The following is a 23060-nucleotide window of genomic DNA, read 5'->3' as shown; positions in this document are numbered from 1 at the left end:
CAAAAGATAAAATCCTCTCCGAACAAACGGAGAGGAAATTAAAGAACCTAAGTAGGACTTAGAGCGGCCTTTTGGGGAAATTTATCCCCAATGTCAATAAAAAGCGCGTCCTGAACCCATGATTATTGGTCATGAGTTACTTGACGGCATCGACCTTAACACCCTTAGCTTTCAATAGGGTCGGCACACCGTCTGGCCCGACCAGATGGGCCGTACCCACCACGATCAGGGACGTACCGGAACCGGCCAGAATCTGCTCGATCTGCGGCACCCAATCCTGATTGCGGCCTTTGAGTAGCACGTCATAAAGCTTAGGTGTCTTGACCTTCATTTCGTCGTTAAACAACTTTCCAAGCGCCGCCTCATCGCCGGTTTGCCAGGCGGTCAGCATGGAGTCCATCAACGCCTTGCCCTCTTCCTCCTGATTGAGCACATCGATCAGGAACTGGCGTGAGGTTTCCTCGTCAAAATTACCAAAGAAGCCCATCTGCTGTTCGATAGTTTCAAAGCCCTTGACCGGCTTACCCGCCGCTTTGGCCTGATCGAGCAGGGTTTTGTCGACGCCTGAATTAGGATCAAAACCTGACGCCATCATCGATTTCACCGTGATCAGGAGCCCGACGGCCCACGGTTTGAGGTTGCGCGCCTGCGCCATCGGCAGACCATGACGATCCAACGCGGCATTAAGCTTGGCAATATCAGCCTCGCTCATGCCTTCGGTCAGATTACCTTTGGCGTTGATGGCGTGTTTCAGAAAGGCCGAACCGGCGGCGGCCTGATCATCCAGATTAGCGATCTCCAGCCACAGTTCTGACGACTGCGTCATCGCGGTTTTGATGCGGTCATCCTGCCACTGCATGTCGGGCTTCAACAGGTGAATTGACCCCAGCAGATAGACGGTCGAATCCGCATCCTTGACGACCCACATCAAGGGTGCGCCGGTTTTGGCACTTTCAGCCTGAGCGGCGACCGGTAAAAGCGCCACCCCGGCCAGCATAAGCGCTTTGAAAACAGATTTAAAAGATTTCGGCATAATGTTTCCTGTGATTTTCATAACTTAAGCCTTGTGATCCGGCAGAAATATGTCAGCGATCCTGAACGCCAGCGGCAATCTTGTCAAAAAGACGCGCGAACTTTACACATACGTAATTGTCACGCGTTTAAAGAATAATATTTCTGAACCAACCGAATATTTACAGGTCTGTGCGAGTATGGCCTCGCTTGAGGGTCTGAGCCCTGTATGTGAGTTGCCCGACCCTATGACGACCTGTGACCTTATCCGCCCCCATGACCTGAGCCCGGCCGATGCGCAGTCATGGCGCGATATGGCCGTTGCCACGCCTGATTTTCGCTCCCCCTTGCTGTCGCCGGAATTTGCGCAAGCCATCGCCCAGGTGCGTGACGATGTATGGGTCGCCATCTATCGCCGCAACGGTCAGACCATAGGGTTTCTGCCCCACCATCGCCGCCCCGGCAGACTGGCCAGACCCGTCGGCGCCCCGTTTTCGGACTATACCGCCCTGATCACCGCGCCCGATCCGGTCATTACGATTGCTGAGGCGCTCAGATTGGCCCGCATCGACCGCTTTCAGGTCATCGGCCTGATTGATCCCTACGGTGTGTTTGGCGATATCGGCGGCGACAGCGATGATGCCTGTGGGATCGATCTGACGCAGCCGCTCGATCACATTCCGCATAAGCATGCCAAGAATATCAACCGCCTGCGCCGCCGCCTTGAAGAGCAGCACGGCGAGGTGCGCTTTATCACCCCGGATCGCAATCCCGCCCATTTCGATATGATGCTGCGCCTGAAACGGGAACAGGCGCGCACCACCGGCCTGCATGATTTTCTGGGCCCGACGTGGGTCGATGCCCTGATGCATCAACTGTTTGCCGCGCCGTCTGAAGGCTTACGCGGGCAGATGCTGACCCTGACGGCGGGCGGTAAAGGGATTATTTTCCATTATGGTGTAAGACTGGGCGATGTCATGCACCCGTGGATATCCAGTTTCGATCCGGCGTTCAGCGCCTTTTCGCCCGGTCAGTTATTTCTGGCCGGGTGCGCAGACGTACTCAAGGCCGATGGCGTGAATTACTACGACCTGTCGACGGGTGAGCAGCATTACAAAAACGCCTTTGGCAACACCCATCGCGTCGTGACCCACGGTCGGGTCTATGGAGACACCACGGGGGGGCGGTTTAGCGCCCGCACGACCGCATGGGCCCGTGAAGCTGGTCAGTCCCTGCCGCCGCGCATTGTGGAAATCACGAGCCGCCTTAACCGGCGTGTCGATCAGATCTGTGCGCTGGAACTGAACGCACCGGATCGCCTCAAGGGCCTGTGGCGGGCCGCGCAGGCCATGCCGCAGCGCCTGAAATCACCGGAGGGCCGCGGATGAAACCGGCCCCGCCCCATAGCTTTACCGCCGTGCGCCTCAGTGTGATCATCCCGACCTTTCGCCGTGCCGACGGGTTGAGGCTGGCGGTGGGGTCCGTGCTGGCGCAAACAGGCCTTGAAGCCGTCACCGTCCGCATTATCGTGTGCGACAATTCCCCCGAAGCGTCAGCGCGCGCGATCGTGGCCGCCATCAACAGCGACATAGACATCACCTATCTGCATGAACCGGCAACCGGCGTGGCCAATGCCCGCAACACGGCTCTGGCGGCGACCGATGATGACTTTATCGCCTTTCTGGATGATGACGAAGAAGCGCCCGCTGACTGGCTGTCGAAATTGCTAGCCACCCAAAACGCACTGGACGCCGATGTGGTGTTCGGCCCGGTCAGCGCCCGGCTGATAGCCGCCGAAGTGCCATATCCGTCCTATTTTGAGGCTTTCTTTTCGCGCTTTGGGCCAGACACTACGCAACTGATCGACCACTATTATGGCTGCGGCAACAGCCTGCTGCGCCGCGCCGCCCTGCCCCGCGTCCATGAGGTTTTCTCGGTCGATCGCAATGACTGCGGAGGTGAAGACGATAAACTGTTTTACGGTATGCGCGAACAGGGCAAGCGCATGGCCTGGGCCGCAGACGCGGTCGTGTGGGAAGATGTCCCGCAAAGCCGCTCCACTTTGAAATACACCCTGCCGCGTGCCTTCGCCTATGGTCAGGGGCCGTCAACTTCGGCCATGGCCCATAATCCGTCCAAACCGTTCGCTTGCGCCTACTGGATGATAAACGGCGCGGTTCAGGCCGTGGTGTTTGGGATTTGGGGCGGACTGCTGACGCTGACGCGTGCCAAAGGGGCCGCAAGCGCCCTCGATAAATGCGCGCGGGGCCTCGGCAAACTGATCTGGTTTCCACCGTTTAAGCTTGGCTTTTACGGCACCGCCCTGCTCAAAACCAACGCTCCCGGAAGATGACCCCATGACCGGACTGCTGACATGGTCGGACGACCACCGCCACAATTTCACGAAAAAGACCCTGCTGTTTTCACACGAACTGGCGGGCTCTGATTTGTTCACAGACGAAGCCCTGATAGACCTGATTGACCGTTACCCGCCTGACAAACTCGAAGTCTTCAGCATGGGTTACGATCCATCCAACTGGGGCCAGTGGTATCTGGGCCGCCGCTCCGGCCTTGATGGCCGCGCCCTGATGGACGGGGTCAAGGCCGGTCGTTTGTGGCTTAATCTGCGTAAGGTCAATCACGCCGATCCGGCCTTTAATGAGCTGTGCGGGCGGATGTTTGCCGAACTGGAGCGCGAGAGCGGCCAAAAGACCCTGAAACCCGATCTGGGCCTGCTGATTTCGTCACCCAAGGCCCATGTCTTTTATCACCTCGACATCCCGCTGGTGATGCTGTGGCAGGTGCGCGGCGTCAAGAAGCTGTTTGTCTATCCGCCGACCGCGCCGTTTGTGTCTAATCCCGATCTCGAAGGCATTGCCCTGCGCGAAAGTGACGAGCAACTGCCCTATGATCCGTCGTGGGATAAGGACGCGATGGTCCATGACCTTAAGCCCGGTGAGATGATCACCTGGCCGCAAAACGCCCCCCACCGCATCGTCAATCACGACATGGTCAATGTGTCGATGTCGATTGAATTCATGACACCGGCGGCCATTTGGCGCGCCAATGTGCTCTATGCCAATGGCTGCCTGCGTCGCTGGTTTGGGTGTAAGCCACAGATTGATAAGCGCGTATTGCCATTTGAAGCGGCCAAGGTCATCTATGCCCGCGCCATCAAAGCCTTTGGCGGCTTCAATGGCGCCAAAAGCCCGCTCACCCCGCGCTTTTCGCTGGATGCGACGCAACCCGGCGTGCCGCAGTTTGATGACGGCGTTGATGTGCCTAAAAAAGCCGCCTAACCTATGGCCGCGCGGTAAGCCTCAAGCGCCTGTTCGATATCAGCCTTGAGGTCGGTAGGGTCTTCGAGGCCAATATAAAACCGGATCAGCGAGCCTTCATAGGCTTGGCCGAGTTTGGCACGGCCCATAAGCTGCGGCTCAAAATGGATAGCCAGACTCTCGAACCCGCCCCAGCTAAAGCCCAGCCCGAACAGCTTAAGCGCATTCAAAAACGCGCAGGATGCAGCGATATTGCCGCCTTTCAGCACCACCGAAAACAAGCCATTAGGGGCCGTGAAATCGCGCTTAAATAACTCATGGCCCGGAAAAGACTCCAGCCCCGGATGCAGTACACGATCGACCAGATCATGGCCTTCCAACCAGCGCGCCAGTTCTAACCCGGACTTGCCGCTTTGCTCCAGCCGCAGATGAAGCGTACGCAAACCGCGGATGGCCAGATAGCTTTCATCGGCTGAGGCGAAAAACGAAAACGCCCGCGACGTGTCATCCAGACGCTTAGCCAGAGCCTTATCCTTGACCGCCACCGTGCCGATCAGGATATCGGAATGGCCGCCAACATACTTGGTCAGGGCCTGCATCGACATATCAATGCCGTGCTCCAGCGGTTTGAAAAGCACACCGGCGCCGTAGGTATTATCGCAAAGCGTGAGGATACCGCGCGCTTTGGCGGCTCTGGCAATGGCCGGGATATCCTGAATCTCAAAGGTCAACGAACCCGGCGATTCGACAATGATCAGGGCGGTTTTATCCGTGGTCAGGGCCATAACCTCATCCACGCTGGCACCGGCCTCATAATAGCGGCTGGTCACGCCAAAACGCGCCATCTGCGACTGTAAGAACCGGCGGATCGGGCCGTAGCAGCTATTGACGCACACCACTTCATCCCCGGCCTTAAGGCAGGCGGTGATCGCAAGCGTTAGCGCCGACAACCCCGTCGGCAGAAGGAATACGTCCGTTGCCCCTTCAAGGTCGCACATCAGGCGCATCAGTTCGCGTTGGGTGCTAAGCCCCTCAATGCCGTAGCCGGGCTTGATGTCTTCGTTATAAAGATCCTCAGCGCGGGCATACAACACGGTCGAGCCGCGCTCGACGCCAACATTGACCGCCCGGTGAGACGGCGCCCGCTCATAGGTGGCGCTCGTCAATCGGGTGCGTTCAGACGGCAATGAAGGCATATCGGATATCCAAAGTATACGAAAACGGGTGGTGCTTTTACAATCACCTCCGCTATGAGATATCAAGCCATAATCCGGTTTTTGTTGATTTAGCCCTGCTAACCTGATCTCTGAAAAATCGTCGTATGACCTTATGGTGGCTTTTGTTTAAAACAGCTTCAGAAAAGTAGGAATTATGTAAACGCCGCGCTGCTGCCCGCGATCACGGGGCAGTTTACCGTTTTCTGATTTGCTCGCGTCTATTTCGATTGATAGTCTTTCAGGCAACCAAGGCCCCAAAGACACCCCAAAGACACAAGGGATAGGGATTTTACTATGACCCATGCACGCGCCAACCGCCGCCTGTTTCTGAAAACCCTAACCGGCGCAGGCATTGCCGCGGGTGCGGGCCTGAGTTTAAGCGCCTGCGGTAAGCCGGCTGCCCAATCCTTACTGAATGTATCGTTTGACCCGACCCGCGAATTTTACGCCGCCTACAATTCCCTGTTTGCCAAGAAATACGCCACCGGCGGCAAACCGGCTCCGACCTTCAACCAGAGCCACGGCGGGTCGGGCAAGCAGGCGCGCGCGGTTGTTGATGGCCTGAAAGCCGATGTCCTGTCACTGGCGCTGGCTCACGATATCGACGCAGTGGCCGCCACCGGCCTGCTGGCCGCCGACTGGGCCTCGCGACTGCCCAACAATTCCGTCGCCTATAATTCGACCATCCTGCTGCTGGTGCGCAAAGGTAACCCCAAGGGCATTAAGGACTGGGGCGATCTGGTCAAACCGGGCGTTCAGGTCATTACACCCAACCCGAAGACATCAGGTGCGGCGCGCTGGAATTACCTCGTGGCCTATGGCTGGGCGCTGCGGGCTAACAACGGCGATGAAGCCAAGGCGCAAGCCTACCTTGAGGCCCTGTTTAAAAATGTGCCGGTGCTGGATACCGGCGCGCGCGGGGCGACCACGACCTTCATCCAGCGCGGTCAGGGTGATGTGCTGATCAACTGGGAATCCGAGGCCCTGATGAGCGCGGCCAAGGATGGCGCTCAGTTCGACATCGTTTATCCGTCACTGTCTATTGCTGCAGATACGCCGGTGGCGTGGGTTGACAAAAACGTCGCGGCCAATGGCACCGAAGCGCTGGCCAAGGCCTATCTGGAAGGCCTCTATGACGAAGACGCCCAGACCCTGGCGGCGCAGCATTTTTACCGCCCGACCAACGCGGATGTGCTAAAATCGTTTGCTGACCGCTTCCCGGCCATTGAGCAACTGAATATCGACAAGGATTTTGGCGGCTGGACCACGGCCAATGCCCGCCACTTCGAGCAGGGCGCCCTGTTTGATCAAATATCCGCCAAAGTCTTCAAAGCCTAAACGGCACCCGTTTTCGTGAGCGTTGTAATCCATGACGACAGACAGCCCTATATCTGCCGGAGACGCCCGCTTGGAGACAAACGGGCGTTCTGCGCATCAGATAAAACCCGAAGGCTTTAAGCCGCCCAAGGCCACCCACCGAACCCAGCACGTCCTGCCGGGCTTTCATGCGTCATTAGGCATCACGCTGACCTATCTATCGCTGATCGTGTTGCTGCCGCTGGTAGCGCTGGTGCTCAGGCCTTGGGAAGCGGGGCTTGACGGATTTATCCGCACGGTCACCGATGAGCGGGTGCTCAAGGCGTTGCAATTGAGCTTTACCACCGCATTTTGGGCGGCCGTGGTCAATCTGTTTGCAGGCCTTATCGTAGCGTGGGTGCTGACGCGTTATGAGTTTCCGGGCAAGAAGATTATCGACGCCATTGTCGATTTGCCGTTTGCCCTGCCGACCGCCGTAGCCGGTGTGTCGCTGTCGAGCCTTTACGCCCCCAATGGTTGGGTAGGCTCATTGTTCGACCCGATGGGCATCAAGATTGCCTATACGCCGATCGGGATTTTTATCGCGCTGGTCTTTATCGGCCTGCCGTTTGTGGTGCGCTCAGTTCAGCCGGTTCTGGCTGAGTTTGATGCCGAGGTCGAAGAAGCCGCCCTGACCCTGGGGGCCACGCCTATGCAGACCGCCATCAGAGTGATTTTACCGTCATTGGCCCCGGCCCTGATCACCGGCTTTTCGCTGGCGTTCGCGCGGGCCGTGGGCGAATATGGCTCGGTCATCTTTATTGCGGGTAATATGCCCTATATTTCCGAGATTTCGCCGCTGTTGATCGTCATCAAGCTCGAAGAATTTGATTATGCCGGGGCCGCCTCCGTGGCTATCGCCATGCTGGCGCTGTCGTTCACCATCCTGCTGGTCACCAACTTTGTTCAGGTGCTCCTGTCCCGCCGAGGCCGCGCATGAAAGTCAAAGCTCCCGAAGCGCCCAAATCACCGGCCGCCATCGCCCTTCTGGCCTTTGCCCTGTTCTGGATCGCGCTGGTTATCGTACTGCCGTTGGTCAACGTCCTGTTTGAAGCGTTCAGAACTGGCGTCGCGCCCTATCTTGCGGCCATACTGGAACCGGACGCCATCAGCGCCATCAAACTCACCCTTCTGGTGGCGGCCATCGCTGTGCCATTGAACGCTGTATTCGGCATTGCGGCCGCCTGGTGCATCACGCGCTTTGAGTTCAGGGGCAAGGGCTTGCTGTTGTCAGTCCTTGATCTGCCGTTTACCCTGTCGCCGGTGATTTCGGGTCTGGTGTGGATTCTGCTGTTTGGCGCGCATGGATGGTTCGGCGCATGGCTGGATGCCCATAATATCCGCATCGTCTTTGCCTTGCCCGGTCTTGTCATCGCCACCGTGCTGGTCACCCTGCCGTTCGTGGCGCGTGAACTGATACCGCTGATGCTGGATCAGGGCACGGATGAAGAAATCGCCGCCGTTACGCTTGGCGCGCGCGGCTGGGATGTGTTCTTCCGCATTACCCTGCCCAACATCAAATGGGCCCTGACCTACGGCGTTTTGCTCTGTACCGCCCGCGCCATGGGTGAGTTCGGGGCGGTGTCGATCGTCTCCGGCCATATTCGCGGCCTGACCAACACCCTGCCGCTGCATATCGAAGTGTTATATAACGAATATAATACGGTCGCGGCCTTTGCCACGGCGTCGATTCTGGCAGGGCTGGCCATCGTGACCCTGATCCTTAAAACCCTGCTTGAGTGGCGCTTTGCCGACGAGCTTGCCGCCCATAGACGCCACTAGAGAAGTTTCAATCTGTATGTCCCTGACCGTTCAAAACATCACCAAAAGCTTCTCGGATTTCGCGGCCCTCGACAATGTGTCTTTTGAGGCCCATTCGGGTGAGTTCCTCGCTTTGCTCGGCCCGTCGGGGTCCGGTAAGACCACGCTGCTGCGTCTGCTGGCCGGTCTTGATCAGCCCGATTCCGGCAGCGTGACCTTTGAAGGCGAAGACTATCTGGCGCTGAACGCGCGCGAACGCCGCATCGGCATGGTGTTTCAATCCTACGCCCTGTTCCGCCACATGACCGTTGAGCAGAACATCGCCTTTGGCCTCAATGTCCGCCCGTCGAAAGACCGCCCATCAAAGGCCGAGATCAAGGCCAAGGTTCAGAGCTTATTGAAGCTGATTCAGCTTGAGGATCTGGGCAAGCGTTTCCCGTCACAACTGTCCGGTGGTCAGCGTCAACGGGTCGCTCTGGCGCGCGCGCTGGCCATTTCGCCGCGTATTCTTTTACTGGATGAACCGTTTGGGGCGCTGGATGCCTTGGTGCGTAAGGATCTGCGCCGCTGGCTGCGCCGCATCCATGATGAAACCGGCGTGACCACGATCTTCGTCACCCATGATCAGGAAGAGGCCCTTGACCTCGCCGACCGCGTGGTGGTGCTGAAAGACGGTCAGATCGAGCAAATCGGCAAACCGCTTGAGCTTTACCGCAAACCGGCCTCCAGCTTCGTGTTCGATTTCCTCGGCACCAACAATCAGGTCACAGCGACGGTCAGTGGCGCCGAGGCCAAATTCGATGGCTTTACCGCCCCGGCGGTGGTCTCAGGTGAATTGACAGGCCCACAAGTGGTTCGTTTCCGGCCGTTCGATGCTCACCTGTCCAAGGACGGGCCGGGTTTCAAGGGTAAGGTGCTTTCGATCCTGCCGGCGGGTGCCAATCTGCGCCTTGAGTTGCAAAGCGAGGACGGCACGGTGTTCGAGACCCAGCACGCCCACGATTCCGACGCCAGCGACCTTGCACTTAACGACACGGTCTATGTCAAGCCGATCAAGGTCTATGTGTTCGGGAATTAATCCCTGCGTCCAAACCCGTAGCTATAGCCGCACAACACACTGTCGAACGCCGCGCACAGGCTGGCGCGGATAGCGTCAGATTGCGCATCGGCGGCCTTAAGCCGGGCCGGGCTGTCATGCAAATCCACGTTACGCGGCCAGATTTTCTCATAGCGGAAAACGTGGAACGTGATCTTCGACGTGGTGGTCGCGGCGCGCACCACATCATCGATATTGCGGCGGCTGTCGTCAACAAACACGATATCGGTGAAAGGCTTTCGGCTGATGGACGCGGCCATAAGCTGAACCATCACGCCCTTGTCCTGACCGGCGGCCAGCATGATCCCGTCAGATACGGTGATGTCGCGGTGCGGCCCCTCTGGCAAAGCGACCTTGAGCTTTTGAGCGGCCTTGCGGATTTCGTCATCTCCCAAACGTCCGCGTCGGGTACACAGCGGTTTGACACATTCAGGTGCTGCGCTAAAATCATAGCCAACGGCCATCAGCGCCCGCTCGGTCGCCCCGCGTAACTCGGACCCGCGCGCGCTTAAGGTATAGACCGGAATCCCTGCCGATTGCAGGTCGCGGACCCGCTGCGGGCCGTCATCCTGCGTGGGTTTCAGACCCGCCAAGGTCAGCCACAGGGCCTGCTCATAAAGGATCACGTTGCGCTGTTCACCCTGTGCCCCGTCAAGCTTGCCGCCCAGCCAGCCTTCGGAGCCCAGATCGCCCGGCACGGTCAGCAGGGTGTCATCAATATCAAACACCACCAGCACGCGCTTTGATTTATCGGCCTTGAGACTGTGGGCCAGATCGGTGGCGACTTTCAGGTCAGTGATGGAGGTAAACCCCGCAGCCTGAGCAACCACAGTTGAGGCCATGATCCACGCCGCCGTCCATATTCCTGCCCAAATTTTCATCACGCCCTCGTTTCATAAGATACCTCTGGCAAACCCGAAAATGCCCGCAGGGTCAAGACTTAAGCGCGCAAAATCGCACCTAAACCCTTGACCCCCGCCCGCAAACGGCCTAATGGCCCCGCCGTGCAAGAGGTGCCGCGAAAGCGGCTTAATAGGGAACCGGGTGAAATCCCCGGACTGTCCCCGCAACTGTAAGCGCTGAGTTTTCGGCCATATGCCACTGAGGGTGACTTCGGGAAGGCGGCCGCAAATGTCTGAGGCGCAAGTCAGGAGACCTGCCCTTTGCTGTCGTCCTTTGCGTGATCGGGGTGTGTCACAAGAGCGGGAGCCTTTCCTGAGCGGCGATATGTTTGACAGCGCGGATCGATGATCCGTGGCTGTTGTTTCGTCTGCGAAAGACTATACGACCCATGCGAACCTACCTTATTGCCGCGATGACCACCGCGTCGGCCCTGGCGCTGATGACCGTTGCCGGCCACGCACACTCTGAAGACATTACCGAAGTTGTCGTCACCGTGACCCGTGAGCCCGTCGCCCTGTCCAAGGTCGGCCAGAGCGTCACTGTGTTTGATGCCGCCACTATCGAGACCCGTCAGGAACTTTTCCTCAGCGACCTGATCGCCCAGTCGCCGTCAGTTTCCATCGCCCAGACCGGCGGCCCCGGTCAGGTCGACACCGCCCGTTTTCGCGGCGCGGAAAGCGATCGGAGCCTGTTCCTGATCGACGGGGTGAAACTCGGCGATCCATCGCAAATCGGCGGCGGGCTAAACCTTGGCTTGCTGGCCCTGAATGATGCCGAACGCGTCGAAGTCCTGCGCGGGCCGCTCTCGACCCTGTGGGGCTCTCAGGCCATTGGCGGCGTGGTCGCCATCACTACCCGCACCCCGAAAAAGCCATTCGAAGCGCGTGTATCGGTTGAGGGACTGGACGACTATGTCACCGCGCGCGCCTCAATCGGCGGCAAGGCGGATCGCCTGACCTGGGGCCTGTCCGGGGCCTATATCGACGATGAAGGCGTATCATCGCTGCGTACCGGCTCAGAAAAAGATGGTTTTGAACAAAAGCACCTCAACGGCTACCTGAACTACGCCCTGACTGAGACATCGGGCTTGCGGGCGCGCCTGAGCCACACCGAAAGCGACTATGATTTCGATGGCTATGATGCGTCGTTTTCTCTGGCCGATACCCGCGACTTTGGCACGCAGGATGAAAGTGTGGCAAGCGTCGGTTACTACAACCAGATGCTGGAGGGCCGCCTGAAAAACAGCGTCACCATAAGCCAGACCAAGACCGAGCGTGAGACCTCGGATTTAGCCAATGCGACCTCATATCCGTTTGAGGGTCGCCAGACCAGCTATGACTATACCGGCACCTTCTCACTGTCGGAAGCCACCCAGTTCGTGTTCGGGGCATCGTCTGAGCGCTCTAAAATCATCACCACCGGCCTGGTCAAATCGGTAACGCTCAACGGCCTGTTCGCGCAGGTCCGTCAGGATATCAACGCCCTGACCCTGAACGCCAGCGTCCGCCGCGACGATCACTCTACCTTTGGTGACAACACCATCGGCCAGATCGCCGCTGCCTATGCGCTTAGTGATGCCGTGGTTTTGCACGCCAGTCTGGGGCAGGGCTTTAAGGCCCCCAGCCTCTATCAGCTTTATGACGGCTGGTCGGGCAATGTCGCGTTGAAGCCCGAAGAGGCCACTAATATCGACTTCGGCGTAGATGTCTACGGCGCCAACAATGGCCGCTATGGCGTGTCTCTCTTTGGCCGCAAAACCGAAAACCAGATCGACTATGACATGTCGACCTTCACCTATGGCAATATCGCCCGGACCAAGGCCTACGGCATCGAACTGGAAGCCGCGCGCGACCTGAGTGACGCGGTGTCGATATCCGGCAACTACAGCCACATCATCGCCCGCGACGATGCCAAGGACAGCTTCACCTATAAGAACGATCTGGGTCGCGCCCCTAAGCATCTGGCCAATGCCCATATTGACTGGCAGGCAACCGATGCCTTGTCGCTCGGTGCATCCGCGCGCTATGCCGGCAAGTCGTTTGAGAATATCTATAACACCCGCGAACTGGACGCCTACACTCTGGTCGATCTGCGGGCCGCATACCGCGTGAACGATACGGTCAGCGTCTTTGGACGCATTGAGAACGCCACTGACGAAGACTATGAAACGGCAGCCAACTACGGCTCAACCGGGCGTCGTTTGTGGCTCGGCATTCGCGCCAGCCTGTAGTCATAGTGTCATAAGAAAAGGCTAAAGCTTAACGGTGGTTAAGCCTGTTGGGAGCGCTTTCCCTATGGCTTTTTTATTTGGCTCCGGTCTACCCATTAGGCGTCCCGTCAACTTTATAATGGCGGAATTTTTAGCTTAAGCCTTTCTTTTAATTATTTTTTCCTCCTCCCATTAAAAAGGCCTCATGGTTCCCGTGAGGCCTTTTTATTGTTTGGAAATCGTAATTTTATACCGGTTCAGACCGTCCAGTCGCCGGACTTCCCACCCGACTTGGACGTGACTTCGATCGCTTCCAGGCGCATGGTCTTATCGACGGCTTTGAGCATGTCATAAAGCGTCAGCCCTGCCACACTGACCGCTGTCAGCGCTTCCATCTCAACCCCGGTGGGGCCGGTGGTTTTCACGATGGCTTCGATATCAAAACCGGCCCCATCATCCGTAGGCGTGATTTTCACCTCGACCTTGGACAAAGCCAGAGGGTGACACAGCGGAATAAGATCGGCGGTACGCTTGGCGCCCATGATCCCGGCCAGTTCAGCCGTAGTGATCACGGCCCCTTTCGGTGCCTTACCGTCACGGACAATCGCCACAGTCTGCGCCGCACAGATCAGCCGCCCGCGCGCCGTAGCGACCCGCGCCGTTGCGGCTTTTTCGGACACATCGACCATGTGCGCGCGGCCATCGCCGCCGATATGAGATAAGCTATTCATCTTCCCACCTTTTCCTGTCGGCCTGATCGGCGGCGGTCGGTTCGATCCAGCGTTCCACCCCCGCCCCCTGCTCGCGCTTCCAGAACGCGGCTTCTGATTTCAGCCGGTCCATCATGTAATCCGCCGCCTCAAACGCGGCTCGCCTGTGAGCCGCGGCAGCGGCCACAAAGACAATATCTTCGCCCGCGTGAACCTGCCCGCAGCGATGCAGCACCATGACCCGCGCCACATCAAAACGCGCGCAGGCCGAATGTGCAATCGCTTCCATACTGGCCTCCGTCATGCCGGGATACCAGTCGAGGTACAGATGATCGACCGCTTCGCCCGTTTTGTCGGCTGGCCGCACCTTGCCGGTGAAGGTGACGATAGCACCATCCGCCGCCCCATCGGAAAACTCACGAAACGCGTGGGTGCTGTCTAAAACCTCCGGCAACAGTCTTACAATCATATGATCCATGCTTGCACCATAACTGAGACCTCTGGCGCAGGCAAAGCGCTGAAATGGCCCAAAAGGCAAAAGCGGTTTTATAACACCGCAAGAATCGCACTCTGTGCTTATTTGGTGACGCAAACGCGATTTATGCCCGCCTGAGCATTTACAACCTGAGATTTTTTATGAGTTCCTTATTTTAAACAAGATTTGCGCCCAAAGCGCTCTCATTATCAAACACAAAAACCACAGAAAGCTTCGAAATCGGCGAAATCAGGCATTTTATTAGTGTCATTTACCCTTGCTATGATAGGCTGATTTCGTAATTTGAGTGCTGATTGTTTTCGTTAGACTATTTTTCGGTTTGGATTAGATGGGCCCTGTGCATTTCCAGATGTTGCGCCTTTTGGCCTCCACACCCTTTTTTGGAAAAAAGCCGCAGCGTCTGACCATCCCGTCCGCTGACGATCAAATTGCCTATAAGAACCTCCTTCATCGCCCGCAGGTCAGTCTGGATCTGAGTGAACTTAAAGAATTCTATAAGGGTAAACGCATACTGATTACCGGCGCCGGCGGATCGATCGGTTCGGAAATCGCCCAGCAGGTCGCCGACATGGGCGCCACCCACGTAAGTCTGGTTGAAAATTCCGAACTGGCGCTGTACTCCATCGACCAGAGCTTAAGCCTCAAGGCCCAGTTCGCCATGACCAAGCGGGCGATCCTGTGCGACATCCGCCGCAAGGACCGCCTGATGAGCGTTGTGCGGACAGAGCGTCCCGACATTATTTTCCATGCCGCCGCGCTAAAGCACGTACCGATGGTTGAGCAGAACCCATCCGAAGGCGTGCTGACCAATGTGCTGGGCACCCAGAACCTGATCGAAGTCGCCAATGCCTGCAAGGTGGCGCAACTGGTCATGATTTCGTCGGATAAGGCTGTGGCTCCATCGTCGCTAATGGGGGCGACCAAGCGCCTGGCCGAACATCTGATCCGCCACAATGGCCTCAAGTCGTCGGCCTACACTCAGGCCTGCGTCGTGCGTTTTGGCAATGTGCTGGGCTCGACAGGCTCGGTCGTGCCGCTGTTCCGCGCCCAGATTGAGCGTGGCGGCCCGATCACCATCACCGACCCCAAGGCCGAACGCTTTTTCATGACGATCCTTGAGGCGGTTCAGCTTGTGCTGCAGGCTGCCTTACAGAACACCAAATCCAGCGCCGATATGCCGAACCTCTATGTGCTTGAAATGGGCACGCCGGTAAGAATCGTCGATCTGGCCAAGCGCATGATCCGACTCTATGGCCTCAAGGCCGGACGCGACATCGAAATCAAGTTCATCGGCCTGCGTGATGGTGAGAAACTGACCGAAGACCTGACCGATATTGACGAGACTCAAGCGCCGGTCATGCCAGGCATTTTTGAGGTCGTCAGCCAGAACGAAACCCACGTTATTGAACCGGAAGATCTGGAGCGGCTGTTCCAGATTGCCTCTAAGTCCGAGGATGATCTGGTGCGATCCCTGCTGTTTTCGTTCGTCAACAAGATCCACCGGCCGCACGCAAATCTCACCGCAGCCGCCGAGTAGGCCACACTTATAATAAAAGCCCCGGAATATCATTTCCGAGGCTTTTGATCAGATCGCGCCGATCACTCCTTAAACGGGTCTTCGGCATCAGGATCGTCTTCGGTCAGAAACTCAAACCAGATGCCGTTGAGGACGCCGAAGGTCACCGCCAGACCCAAGCCCAAAACCCACGTAAAATACCACATTTTATCTCTCCTGTTCCGGTCGCGCCGCAGTCAAAGGGGGCACATGGGGGAAAGTTATTTCCCCCATGATCTTAATACATATCCGGGTTCGTTCTGATGTTCTCGATCCCTACCCGGCCAAACAGAACCTTGTAAACCCATGCCGTGTAGGCCAGCACGATCGGCAAAAAGACCAGCGTCACCCCCAGCATGATAAACAAAGTCAGGTGCGAACTGGACGCCGTCCACACCAGAAGGCTTGACTTGGCATCCAGGGTCGACGGCAGGATGATCGGGAACATTGACGCGCCAACGGAACCAATGATCCCGAAAATCCCAAACGATGATCCGCCAAAAGCCAAAGGCTCTGATTTAAGTTTGAGCCCCACCAGCGCCAGCACCGGGCCAGCAAAGCCCACAATTGGCGCGATCCACATCCACGGATAGGTGGCATAGTTGGTAAGCCAGCCGCCCGCCATCGGGACAACCTCGGCGCGGCGTGGGTTGGAGACGCCGCCCGCGGCCACATCACCGACCACCTGATAGCCAATATTACCGAACTTCAAGAACACAAAGCCTAGCGCAAACAAAACGATCACCGCGATCCCGGCCACAAAACCGAACTTCATAGAACGTTTGTGAACCTCGCCGCGCTCCAGCTTAAGGCCAAGCCAGGTCGCCCCTTGCAGGACCACCATCGCCACCGAGGTCAGGCCGCACAAAACGGTGAACGGCGTAAACAGCCCCAAAAGACCGCCCTCATAGGTAATGCGCAGATCGCTGTCGAGGCGGAAGGGTGCACCACTCAGCACGTTGCCAATGGCCACACCAAAAACAAGCGTCGGTACGAATCCACCGATGAACAGCGCCCAGTCCCAGTTGCGCCGCCACGCCTTTTCGGGCCGCTTAGAGCGGTACTTAAAGCCCACCGGCCGCAGGATCATGGACATCAGCACCACGAACATCGCCAGATAAAAACCGGAGAAACTGACCGCATAGACAAAGGGCCAAGCCGCAAAGATGGCCCCGCCACCGAGGATGAACCAGACCTGATTGCCTTCCCAGGTCGCTGACACCGTATTGATGACCGCGCGACGTTCTTCGTCAGTTTTAGCGACAAACGGCAGAAGGGCGGTTACCCCCATGTCGTGGCCATCGGTGATGGCAAACCCGATCAGGAGTATGCCGATCAAAGCCCACCAGATAACGCGCAGGGTTTCAAAATCTAAAGGTATTTCCATGATTATTCTTCCTGAATATCTGTTTAAGCGGGCCCGGTGACGCCTTTGCCGCCCTCAAGCGGGCTGGCTTCGGCTTCGTCGTGCATGTGGCCCATCTTGGCCGGATAGGGGCCCTTTTTGATCGTCTTGATCAGCAGCTTAACCTCAATGACCGCCAGCGCGCCGTACATCAGGGTAAAGCCGATAATGGTGATCCATATCTGCGACTTGGTCAGGCTTGAGGCGCCCATAAAGGTCGGCAGAACCCCTTCGACGGCCCAAGGCTGACGCCCGATTTCGGCCAGCATCCAGCCCGCTTCGATAGCAATCCACGGCAGAGGCATAGCCAGCACACACAGACGCAGGAACCAGCGTGTATGCTCGGCCTTACGCAGCGACACCAAAAGAAAAGCTACCGCAAACAGGACAATCATAGCCACCCCGATGCCGGCCATAACCCGGAACGTCCAGAACATGACCGGCACGTTGGGGATGACATCCAGTGACGCCGCAACAATCTGCTCATTGGTCGCTGTACGCGGATCACTGACATATTTTTTCAGCAGATAGCCATAACCCAGATCGCGCTTATGGGCTTCGAACTGGGCACGGGCGGCCATATCGGTTTCATTGACTTTGAGCTTTTCAACCGCGTCATAGGCCAGAATGCCCGAGCGAATACGCCCTTCGGCCTGATCGACCAGATCAAGGATACCCACCACCGGGCGATCCAGACTGCGGGTCGAAATCAGCCCCAGAACAAAAGGCACCTTGATTTCCAAGTCGGTATGCTGGGTCTGCATGTTCGGGATGCCGAACAGGGTCAGACCCGCCGGTGCCGGTTCGGTGTGCCACATGGCCTCTAACGCGGCCAGTTTCATCTTCTGGTTATCGGTCAGGGCATAACCTGACTCATCGCCCAGAACCACCACCGACAGGGAGGACGCCAGACCAAAGGCTGCCGCCACCGCCATGGAACGCCTGGCGACACTGACCCATTTGCCCTGCAACAAGTAAATGGCCGAGACCCCGAGCACAAAGACCGCCGCACAGACATAGCCCGCCGATACCGTATGGACGAACTTGGCCTGAGCGATCGGGTTAAACAGCACCGCCATGAAGTCGTTGACTTCCATGCGCATGGTCGCCGGATTGAACTCTGATCCGACCGGATTTTGCATCCAGCCATTGGCGATCAGAATCCACAGGGCCGAAAGATTGGTGCCCAACGCCACCAGAAAGGTCACCATCAGGTGCCCGACGCGCGACAGCTTATCCCAGCCAAAGAACATCAGGCCGACAAAGGTGGCCTCCAAGAAAAAAGCCATCAGCCCTTCGATCGCCAGCGGAGCCCCGAAGATGTCGCCCACAAAGTGCGAAAAATACGACCAGTTGGTGCCGAACTGGAACTCCATGGTCAGGCCCGTAGCCACGCCCAGCACAAAGTTGATCCCGAACAGCGTCCCCCAAAAACGGGTGACGGTCCGCCAGATTTCCCGGCGCGTCAGCACATAGACGCTTTCCATGATGACCAGCATGAAGGACAGGCCGAGCGTCAGCGGCACAAACAAGAAGTGATAAAGCGCAGTCAAAGCAAACTGCAGACGCGATAGCTCGACGGTACTTAAATCCATAATAATCCCCCGTGCCCGTTCAACATTCCGATAATTATCCTATACAAATCGTATTCCTGTCATGCGGCATAGTGTCACGAAATCCGTGTGAAACCTTTATGACAATAGACACGTACAGACAGCTTGACTAATTTCACGACGCTTTTGAGAGCCAAAATCACTTAACAGCCCACCCGAAGCGCCCTAATGTCCGCGCTAAGTTTTTGGTTTGTCGCGTTTTTTAACGACGAACCGGCGTCCACTTCGTCGAAAACGCTCTAACAGTAAGCTCACGCCAGATACAGGAACCAAATGTCGCACCCCACGGGCACCTCAGCTACGCCCCCGCCGGAACTAACGCCCGCCAGATGCCTCAGACAGTGGCAAACCCTGGCCAAAGGCCCGTCACGTCTGGCGGCCCTGCTGAGCCTGTTAGACGTGGCCGCTGCCGTCGGATTTGCCGGTGCCTTAAGCGCCATTCTGGGCGGTTTAAGGCTTTATGGTGCCGATGGAGCGCATCTTTTAGGGCCGGTGCTGATTCTGGTGGCGTCCCTCTGCGCCAAAGCCGCTTTAGGCTATGTAATTCAAAAACTTAACCACAGGGCAGCGCGCGCCATTATCCTTACAGTTCGTATGGATATTACCGGAAGACTGCTGCGCGGCCAAGGACTTTCCTCAACCCACGCGGTAAAACTTACGTCACTGTTTGAAGATACCGAAGCGCTGGAGGGATACTACGCCCGCTTTCTGCCCGCGCGCACACTGGCGGCGATCACACCCCTCATCCTGATTGCGGTCGTGGCGGTGATGAGCCCGCTGTCGGCGCTGATCCTGATGGGCACACTGCTTCCCTTTGTCGCACTGATGGCGCTGTCGGGCCTGACGACTTCGGCCCAGTCACGCCAGCAGCTTGATGCCTTGTCGCGCCTGTCCAGCCTGTTTGCCGATCGGATGCGCGCCTTGCCCCTGATCTTGAGCTTCGACAACGGCCCGGCCCAGACCACCGCCGTCAACCGCGCCGCCCGCGAAGTGTCCGAGCGCACTTTAAGTGTGCTAAAAATCGCCTTTACCGCCTCCGGGATTCTGGAGTTTTTCAGCGCGCTTGGCGTGGCGCTGGTGGCGGTCTATTGCGGTTTTGCCCTGCTCGGACTCCTGCCCTTTCCGGTAGCGGAGGTTCTGGATTTCAAGGGCGGAGATGCCTTTACGGCGGCGTTTTTTGCGCTGGCCCTAAGCCCCGAAGTCTATGCGCCCATGCGCCGCCTCAGTGCCGCCTATCATGATCAGCAAACCGCCGTGGCGGCGACCGAGCGGCTGATACAGCTCACCCCGCGCCTGAATTATGCGGCCACGGTGATGCCAGTGACGACCGTGCCCACCATCCGATTTGAGGACGTCGTCGCCCGTTTCGAGGATGATCCTGATTACCGCATCGGGCCGGTCAGCTTTGAGGTAGCCCCCGGTGAGGTCATAGCCATAACCGGCGATACCGGCTCCGGCAAATCGACCCTGCTGCGCCGCCTGCTTAATCCATCAGAGGCCTTTGATAGTCAGATTTTGGTCAGCGGAACGCCACTTACGGCGGGCACGACCATTGCCCCGTCGATTGCGTGGATGTCTCAGCACACGCCGATGGTGGCGGGGACGATCCGCGACAATTTGCGGCTGTCGAGCACGGCGTTAAATGATACCGACATGCAGGCTGTGCTTGATATCACCGGGGTGTCGGCCATCATTGCCTCACGGACGGACGGGCTGGACCACCGCTTAGATGAGCGCGGATCGGGGCTGTCGGGCGGTGAGCGCCGCCGCATCGGGCTGGCGCGCGCGCTGCTGAAACCCGCGCCGATTTTGATACTGGATGAACCGACCGCCGATCTGGATGCTCAGGCCGAAGCAGACATTATCAAAGCGCTTAAATGGGGCTTTAAGGGCCGCACCGTCATCATGGCGACCCACTCACCCGCCCTGATGGCTCTGGTAAATAAGGTGGTGCGGCTATGAGCGCCTTTAAGACCTATTTCAAGCAGGCCACCCGACCGTTCCGCAGCGATCTGATGACCGCAGGTTTAAGTGCCGCCGCCGTCAGTGTCGCCGCCGTTTGCCTTTTGGGGGTATCGGGCTGGTTTCTGGCCGGGGCCGCGATGGCCGGTGCTGTCGGTGGCGCGGCCATGCAGATGTTCAACTATCTGCTGCCGAGTGCGGCCATCCGGTTTCTGGCCATTGCACGCACGCTTTTGCGCTATGTCGAACGCTACAGCGGCCATGCGGCGGCCTTGCGCGCTCTAGCGGTTGTGCGCCCACACCTGTTTTCACGCATCGTCGCCGCTGATCCGCACCACACCCTAAAACTCAGCCGTGGTGAGACCTCGGCGCGTTTTGTGCAGGATATCACCGTGCTGGAAAACCGGCTGGTGGCCCAGAGTGCGCCCGCTTCGGCCATCGGCGGGATTATGGCGGCGATACTGCTCTGCCTGTTTCTGTCACCATGGGCTGCGGTTATTTTCATCATAGGTCTGGGGGTGACACTTGGGGCGGGTATGTGGCTGGGGCAGACAACGGCCCGCAAGGATCAGGCCCAGCGCGAACAGGCGATTATGGGCGGTCTTAAGCAACGGTTCTTTGAGATTCTGCCTCTGACGCCGGATATTGCCGCCTATGACCTGAGCGAGCGCCTTTTGGCCGACATGGCCGCGCGTGAGCATGATCTGGCCGTCGCAAAATCCAGTCAGATATCTCTGGATGGTCTGATCCAAAGTGTGTCGCTGGTGGCTATGGGGGTGACACTGGCTGTACTGTTTCTGACCCACCGCGGTCATGACCTGCCCCTGCTGGCGCTGGCGGCACTTTCGGTTACAGTCGGGTTTGAAAGCTCAGCCCCCTTGCTCAAGGCCTTTGCCCAAAGGCGTGTTTTTGATGACGCCGAAACCCGTGTCGCTGATCTGTACGATCAGGCCATGCCGCGCACCACCGATACCCATGCCCCCCTTACCGACTGTCTGCTGACCGTTAAGGGTCAAAGTTTCCGACTGAACCGCGATACCCGCCTGCTGATTTCCGGTGCGTCCGGGGCAGGGAAAACCCGGCTGATTGAGACGCTTATGGGGCTGCGGCCCGTGGGTGCGGACATGGGCCAATTTGACCGCAACCTGTTCGCCCTAAGCCCGCAGGATGCCACACCGCTCAACGGCACCATCCGAGACAATCTCAAGATGGCGTTCTCAGCCGAGGCCCTCAAAACCCGCTCCAAGGCCGAGCTTGACGTGATGATGTTCGCGGCGCTTAGCGATGCGCAACTGACGTCAAAAGCCCTTGATCTATGGATTGGTGACGGCGGGGTTACGCTATCGGGCGGCGAGAAAAAGCGCCTCGGCATCGCCCGCGCCCTGTTGCGGGACGCGCCCATACTGATCCTTGATGAACCGACCGAAGGGCTGGATGCTGAGACCGAAAGCCGCCTGATTGAGGCCTTGGAGACGCGGCTGAACGCCGAACCGCGCGGGCTGATCCTTATCAGCCATAAACCTGCGCCCCGCCGTCTGTGCCGTGATGTTTTGAATATGGATTGACCGCGTAAAGGCACAGGGATAAGGGCAGTTTCACCAGAGACTATCCCGGAGATGATCATGATCGCTTTTGCCCTTCACGGCGGTGCCGGTGCCAAGGCAGGCCGCGACTATAGCGCCGAAATCGCTGACATGCGCGCCATTGCTGAGACCGCTCGCGCGGCGCTTATGGGCGGGGCAACCGCGCTCGATGTCGTCACCGACACCGTGCACGCCCTTGAAGATTCCGGGCTTTATGTGGCGGGCAAGGGGGCCTCACCCAACCTCAACGGTGAGTTTGAACTGGATGCCAGCCTGATGGACGGCAAGGACAAGCGCTGCGGGGCGGTGGCCGCCTTGCAGGGCTATGCCAACCCGATCGATGTCGCCCGCGCGGTGATGGAGCGCACCCCCCATGTCTTTTTGGCCGGAGACGGCGCACGCCGGTTTGCGCAGGGCCAAGGCTTTGAAGCCCTGAGCAATCCGGAAAGCTATTTCACCCGCGCCGGATTGTTTGAATCCAATCACCCACCGGGGACTCTGGCCCACGGCACGGTCGGTTGCGTGTGCCTTGATCAGTATGGAAATCTGGCGGCGGGCACCTCAACCGCAGGCGTGTTCGGCAAATTACCGGGGCGGGTCGGGGACACGCCGGTCATTGGCTCAGGCACCTGGGCGGATGGTGATGTCGCGGTCTCCTGCACCGGTCAGGGCGAATATTTTATCCGCGCGCAGGTCGCCGCGCAAGTGGCCTACCGCCTGAAGGCCGGTCAGTCTTTACGCGATGCCACAGCGTCGGCCCTGCAAGAAGTCGTCGATTTTGGCGGCGAAGGCGGGCTGATCAGCGTTAGCCGAACCGGCGAAGTACAGGTGCCGTTCCGCTCAGCCGGGATGAAACGGGCATGGTTTAGCGGCGATGAGGCTATTCAGTCGGAAGCCTTCTAATT

At 58.1% G+C, this 23060-nt stretch carries 20 protein-coding genes and 1 riboswitch; of the genes, 12 read left to right on the top strand and 8 right to left on the bottom strand.

Features of this window, described 5'->3' with window-relative positions; genetic code table 11:
• Positions 1–136 precede the first annotated feature (136 nt).
• On the bottom strand, positions 137–1033 hold the full coding sequence (locus IE102_RS05800; protein WP_189485469.1) for a TraB/GumN family protein: 897 nt from the start codon (positions 1031–1033) through the stop codon (positions 137–139).
• A 178-nt stretch (positions 1034–1211) separates the two neighbouring features.
• Between IE102_RS05800 and IE102_RS05795 the strand changes: the two genes are divergently transcribed.
• The 3 genes from IE102_RS05795 to IE102_RS05785 are packed head-to-tail and all read left to right on the top strand — an operon-like array spanning position 1212 to position 4310.
• On the top strand, positions 1212–2399 hold the full coding sequence (locus IE102_RS05795) for a GNAT family N-acetyltransferase (RefSeq protein ID WP_229807579.1): 1188 nt from the start codon (positions 1212–1214) through the stop codon (positions 2397–2399).
• Entirely contained in the window at positions 2396–3364 is a 969-nt protein-coding gene (locus IE102_RS05790) for a glycosyltransferase family 2 protein (protein WP_189485468.1), read from the top strand. Before IE102_RS05795 ends, IE102_RS05790 begins: the two co-directional genes overlap by 4 nt.
• 4 nt (positions 3365–3368) lie before the next feature.
• On the top strand, positions 3369–4310 hold the full coding sequence (locus tag IE102_RS05785) for a hypothetical protein (protein ID WP_189485467.1): 942 nt from the start codon (positions 3369–3371) through the stop codon (positions 4308–4310).
• On the opposite strand, the gene metC is transcribed toward IE102_RS05785, so the two are convergent.
• Complete coding sequence (metC, locus tag IE102_RS05780; protein ID WP_189485466.1) at positions 4307–5485, bottom strand: cystathionine beta-lyase; 1179 nt, start codon at positions 5483–5485, stop codon at positions 4307–4309. The genes IE102_RS05785 and metC overlap by 4 nt on opposite strands.
• Before the next feature lie 315 nt (positions 5486–5800).
• Between metC and IE102_RS05775 the strand changes: the two genes are divergently transcribed.
• From IE102_RS05775 to IE102_RS05760, 4 genes are read left to right on the top strand one after another with little or no spacing between them, the layout of a single operon-like run.
• Positions 5801–6844 carry a sulfate ABC transporter substrate-binding protein gene (locus tag IE102_RS05775; RefSeq protein WP_189485465.1) on the top strand — a complete coding sequence of 348 codons (1044 nt, stop codon included), beginning with the start codon at positions 5801–5803 and terminating at the stop codon, positions 6842–6844.
• A gap of 31 nt (positions 6845–6875) precedes the next feature.
• On the top strand, positions 6876–7802 hold the full coding sequence (cysT, locus tag IE102_RS05770; RefSeq protein WP_189485464.1) for a sulfate ABC transporter permease subunit CysT: 927 nt from the start codon (positions 6876–6878) through the stop codon (positions 7800–7802).
• Positions 7799–8644, top strand: coding sequence for a sulfate ABC transporter permease subunit CysW (cysW, locus tag IE102_RS05765; protein ID WP_189485463.1), 846 nt, complete (start codon positions 7799–7801; stop codon positions 8642–8644). Before cysT ends, cysW begins: the two co-directional genes overlap by 4 nt.
• A gap of 16 nt (positions 8645–8660) precedes the next feature.
• Entirely contained in the window at positions 8661–9701 is a 1041-nt protein-coding gene (locus IE102_RS05760) for a sulfate/molybdate ABC transporter ATP-binding protein (RefSeq protein WP_189485462.1), read from the top strand.
• Here the strand turns inward: IE102_RS05760 and IE102_RS05755 are convergent.
• Positions 9698–10600, bottom strand: a complete 903-nt coding sequence (locus IE102_RS05755) for a DUF2608 domain-containing protein (protein WP_189485461.1) — start codon at positions 10598–10600, stop codon at positions 9698–9700. The two genes, IE102_RS05760 and IE102_RS05755, sit on opposite strands and share 4 nt — an antisense overlap.
• Before the next feature lie 113 nt (positions 10601–10713).
• A riboswitch (cobalamin riboswitch) is annotated at positions 10714–10897 on the top strand.
• A gap of 113 nt (positions 10898–11010) precedes the next feature.
• Here IE102_RS05755 and IE102_RS05750 point away from each other — a divergent pair.
• Positions 11011–12852, top strand: coding sequence for a TonB-dependent receptor plug domain-containing protein (locus tag IE102_RS05750; RefSeq protein ID WP_189485460.1), 1842 nt, complete (start codon positions 11011–11013; stop codon positions 12850–12852).
• A 236-nt stretch (positions 12853–13088) separates the two neighbouring features.
• Here the strand turns inward: IE102_RS05750 and moaC are convergent, their stop codons facing one another.
• Together moaC and IE102_RS05740 are read right to left on the bottom strand one after the other, a co-directional pair.
• Positions 13089–13562, bottom strand: a complete 474-nt coding sequence (moaC, locus tag IE102_RS05745; protein WP_189485459.1) for a cyclic pyranopterin monophosphate synthase MoaC — start codon at positions 13560–13562, stop codon at positions 13089–13091.
• Positions 13555–14019, bottom strand: coding sequence for a molybdenum cofactor biosynthesis protein MoaE (locus IE102_RS05740; protein WP_229807578.1), 465 nt, complete (start codon positions 14017–14019; stop codon positions 13555–13557). Before IE102_RS05740 ends, moaC begins: the two co-directional genes overlap by 8 nt.
• 346 nt (positions 14020–14365) lie before the next feature.
• Here IE102_RS05740 and IE102_RS05735 point away from each other — a divergent pair, with 346 nt between their 5' ends.
• Positions 14366–15574: a polysaccharide biosynthesis protein gene (locus IE102_RS05735; RefSeq protein WP_189485458.1), complete on the top strand. Its 1209-nt coding sequence runs from the start codon at positions 14366–14368 to the stop codon at positions 15572–15574.
• Positions 15575–15636: 62 nt separating this feature from the next.
• On the opposite strand, the gene cydX is transcribed toward IE102_RS05735, so the two are convergent.
• The 3 genes from cydX to IE102_RS05720 all read right to left on the bottom strand — a co-directional run bounded on the left by cydX (position 15637) and on the right by IE102_RS05720 (position 18592).
• Positions 15637–15759 (bottom strand): cytochrome bd-I oxidase subunit CydX, encoded by a 123-nt coding sequence (gene cydX / locus IE102_RS05730; protein WP_189485457.1) that lies wholly within the window; start codon positions 15757–15759, stop codon positions 15637–15639.
• A gap of 71 nt (positions 15760–15830) precedes the next feature.
• Entirely contained in the window at positions 15831–16979 is a 1149-nt protein-coding gene (gene cydB, locus IE102_RS05725; protein WP_189485456.1) for a cytochrome d ubiquinol oxidase subunit II, read from the bottom strand.
• Positions 16980–17002: 23 nt separating this feature from the next.
• Positions 17003–18592, bottom strand: coding sequence for a cytochrome ubiquinol oxidase subunit I (locus IE102_RS05720; protein WP_189485455.1), 1590 nt, complete (start codon positions 18590–18592; stop codon positions 17003–17005).
• 291 nt (positions 18593–18883) lie between these two features.
• On the opposite strand from IE102_RS05720, the gene IE102_RS05715 reads away from it, so the two are divergent.
• The 3 genes from IE102_RS05715 to IE102_RS05705 are packed head-to-tail and all read left to right on the top strand — an operon-like array spanning position 18884 to position 23058.
• Positions 18884–20572, top strand: coding sequence for an ABC transporter ATP-binding protein/permease (locus IE102_RS05715; RefSeq protein WP_189485454.1), 1689 nt, complete (start codon positions 18884–18886; stop codon positions 20570–20572).
• Positions 20569–22137 carry an ATP-binding cassette domain-containing protein gene (locus tag IE102_RS05710; RefSeq protein WP_189485453.1) on the top strand — a complete coding sequence of 523 codons (1569 nt, stop codon included), beginning with the start codon at positions 20569–20571 and terminating at the stop codon, positions 22135–22137. Before IE102_RS05715 ends, IE102_RS05710 begins: the two co-directional genes overlap by 4 nt.
• Positions 22138–22194: 57 nt before the next feature.
• Positions 22195–23058: an isoaspartyl peptidase/L-asparaginase family protein gene (locus tag IE102_RS05705; protein WP_189485452.1), complete on the top strand. Its 864-nt coding sequence runs from the start codon at positions 22195–22197 to the stop codon at positions 23056–23058.
• Positions 23059–23060: the final 2 nt, after the last annotated feature.

This window comes from Asticcacaulis endophyticus (genome assembly GCF_014652575.1).
GTDB classification, from domain to species: domain Bacteria; phylum Pseudomonadota; class Alphaproteobacteria; order Caulobacterales; family Caulobacteraceae; genus Asticcacaulis; species Asticcacaulis endophyticus.
The sequence above is the reverse complement of the archived record's forward strand: the minus strand, read 5'-3'. Positions and strand labels throughout refer to the sequence as shown.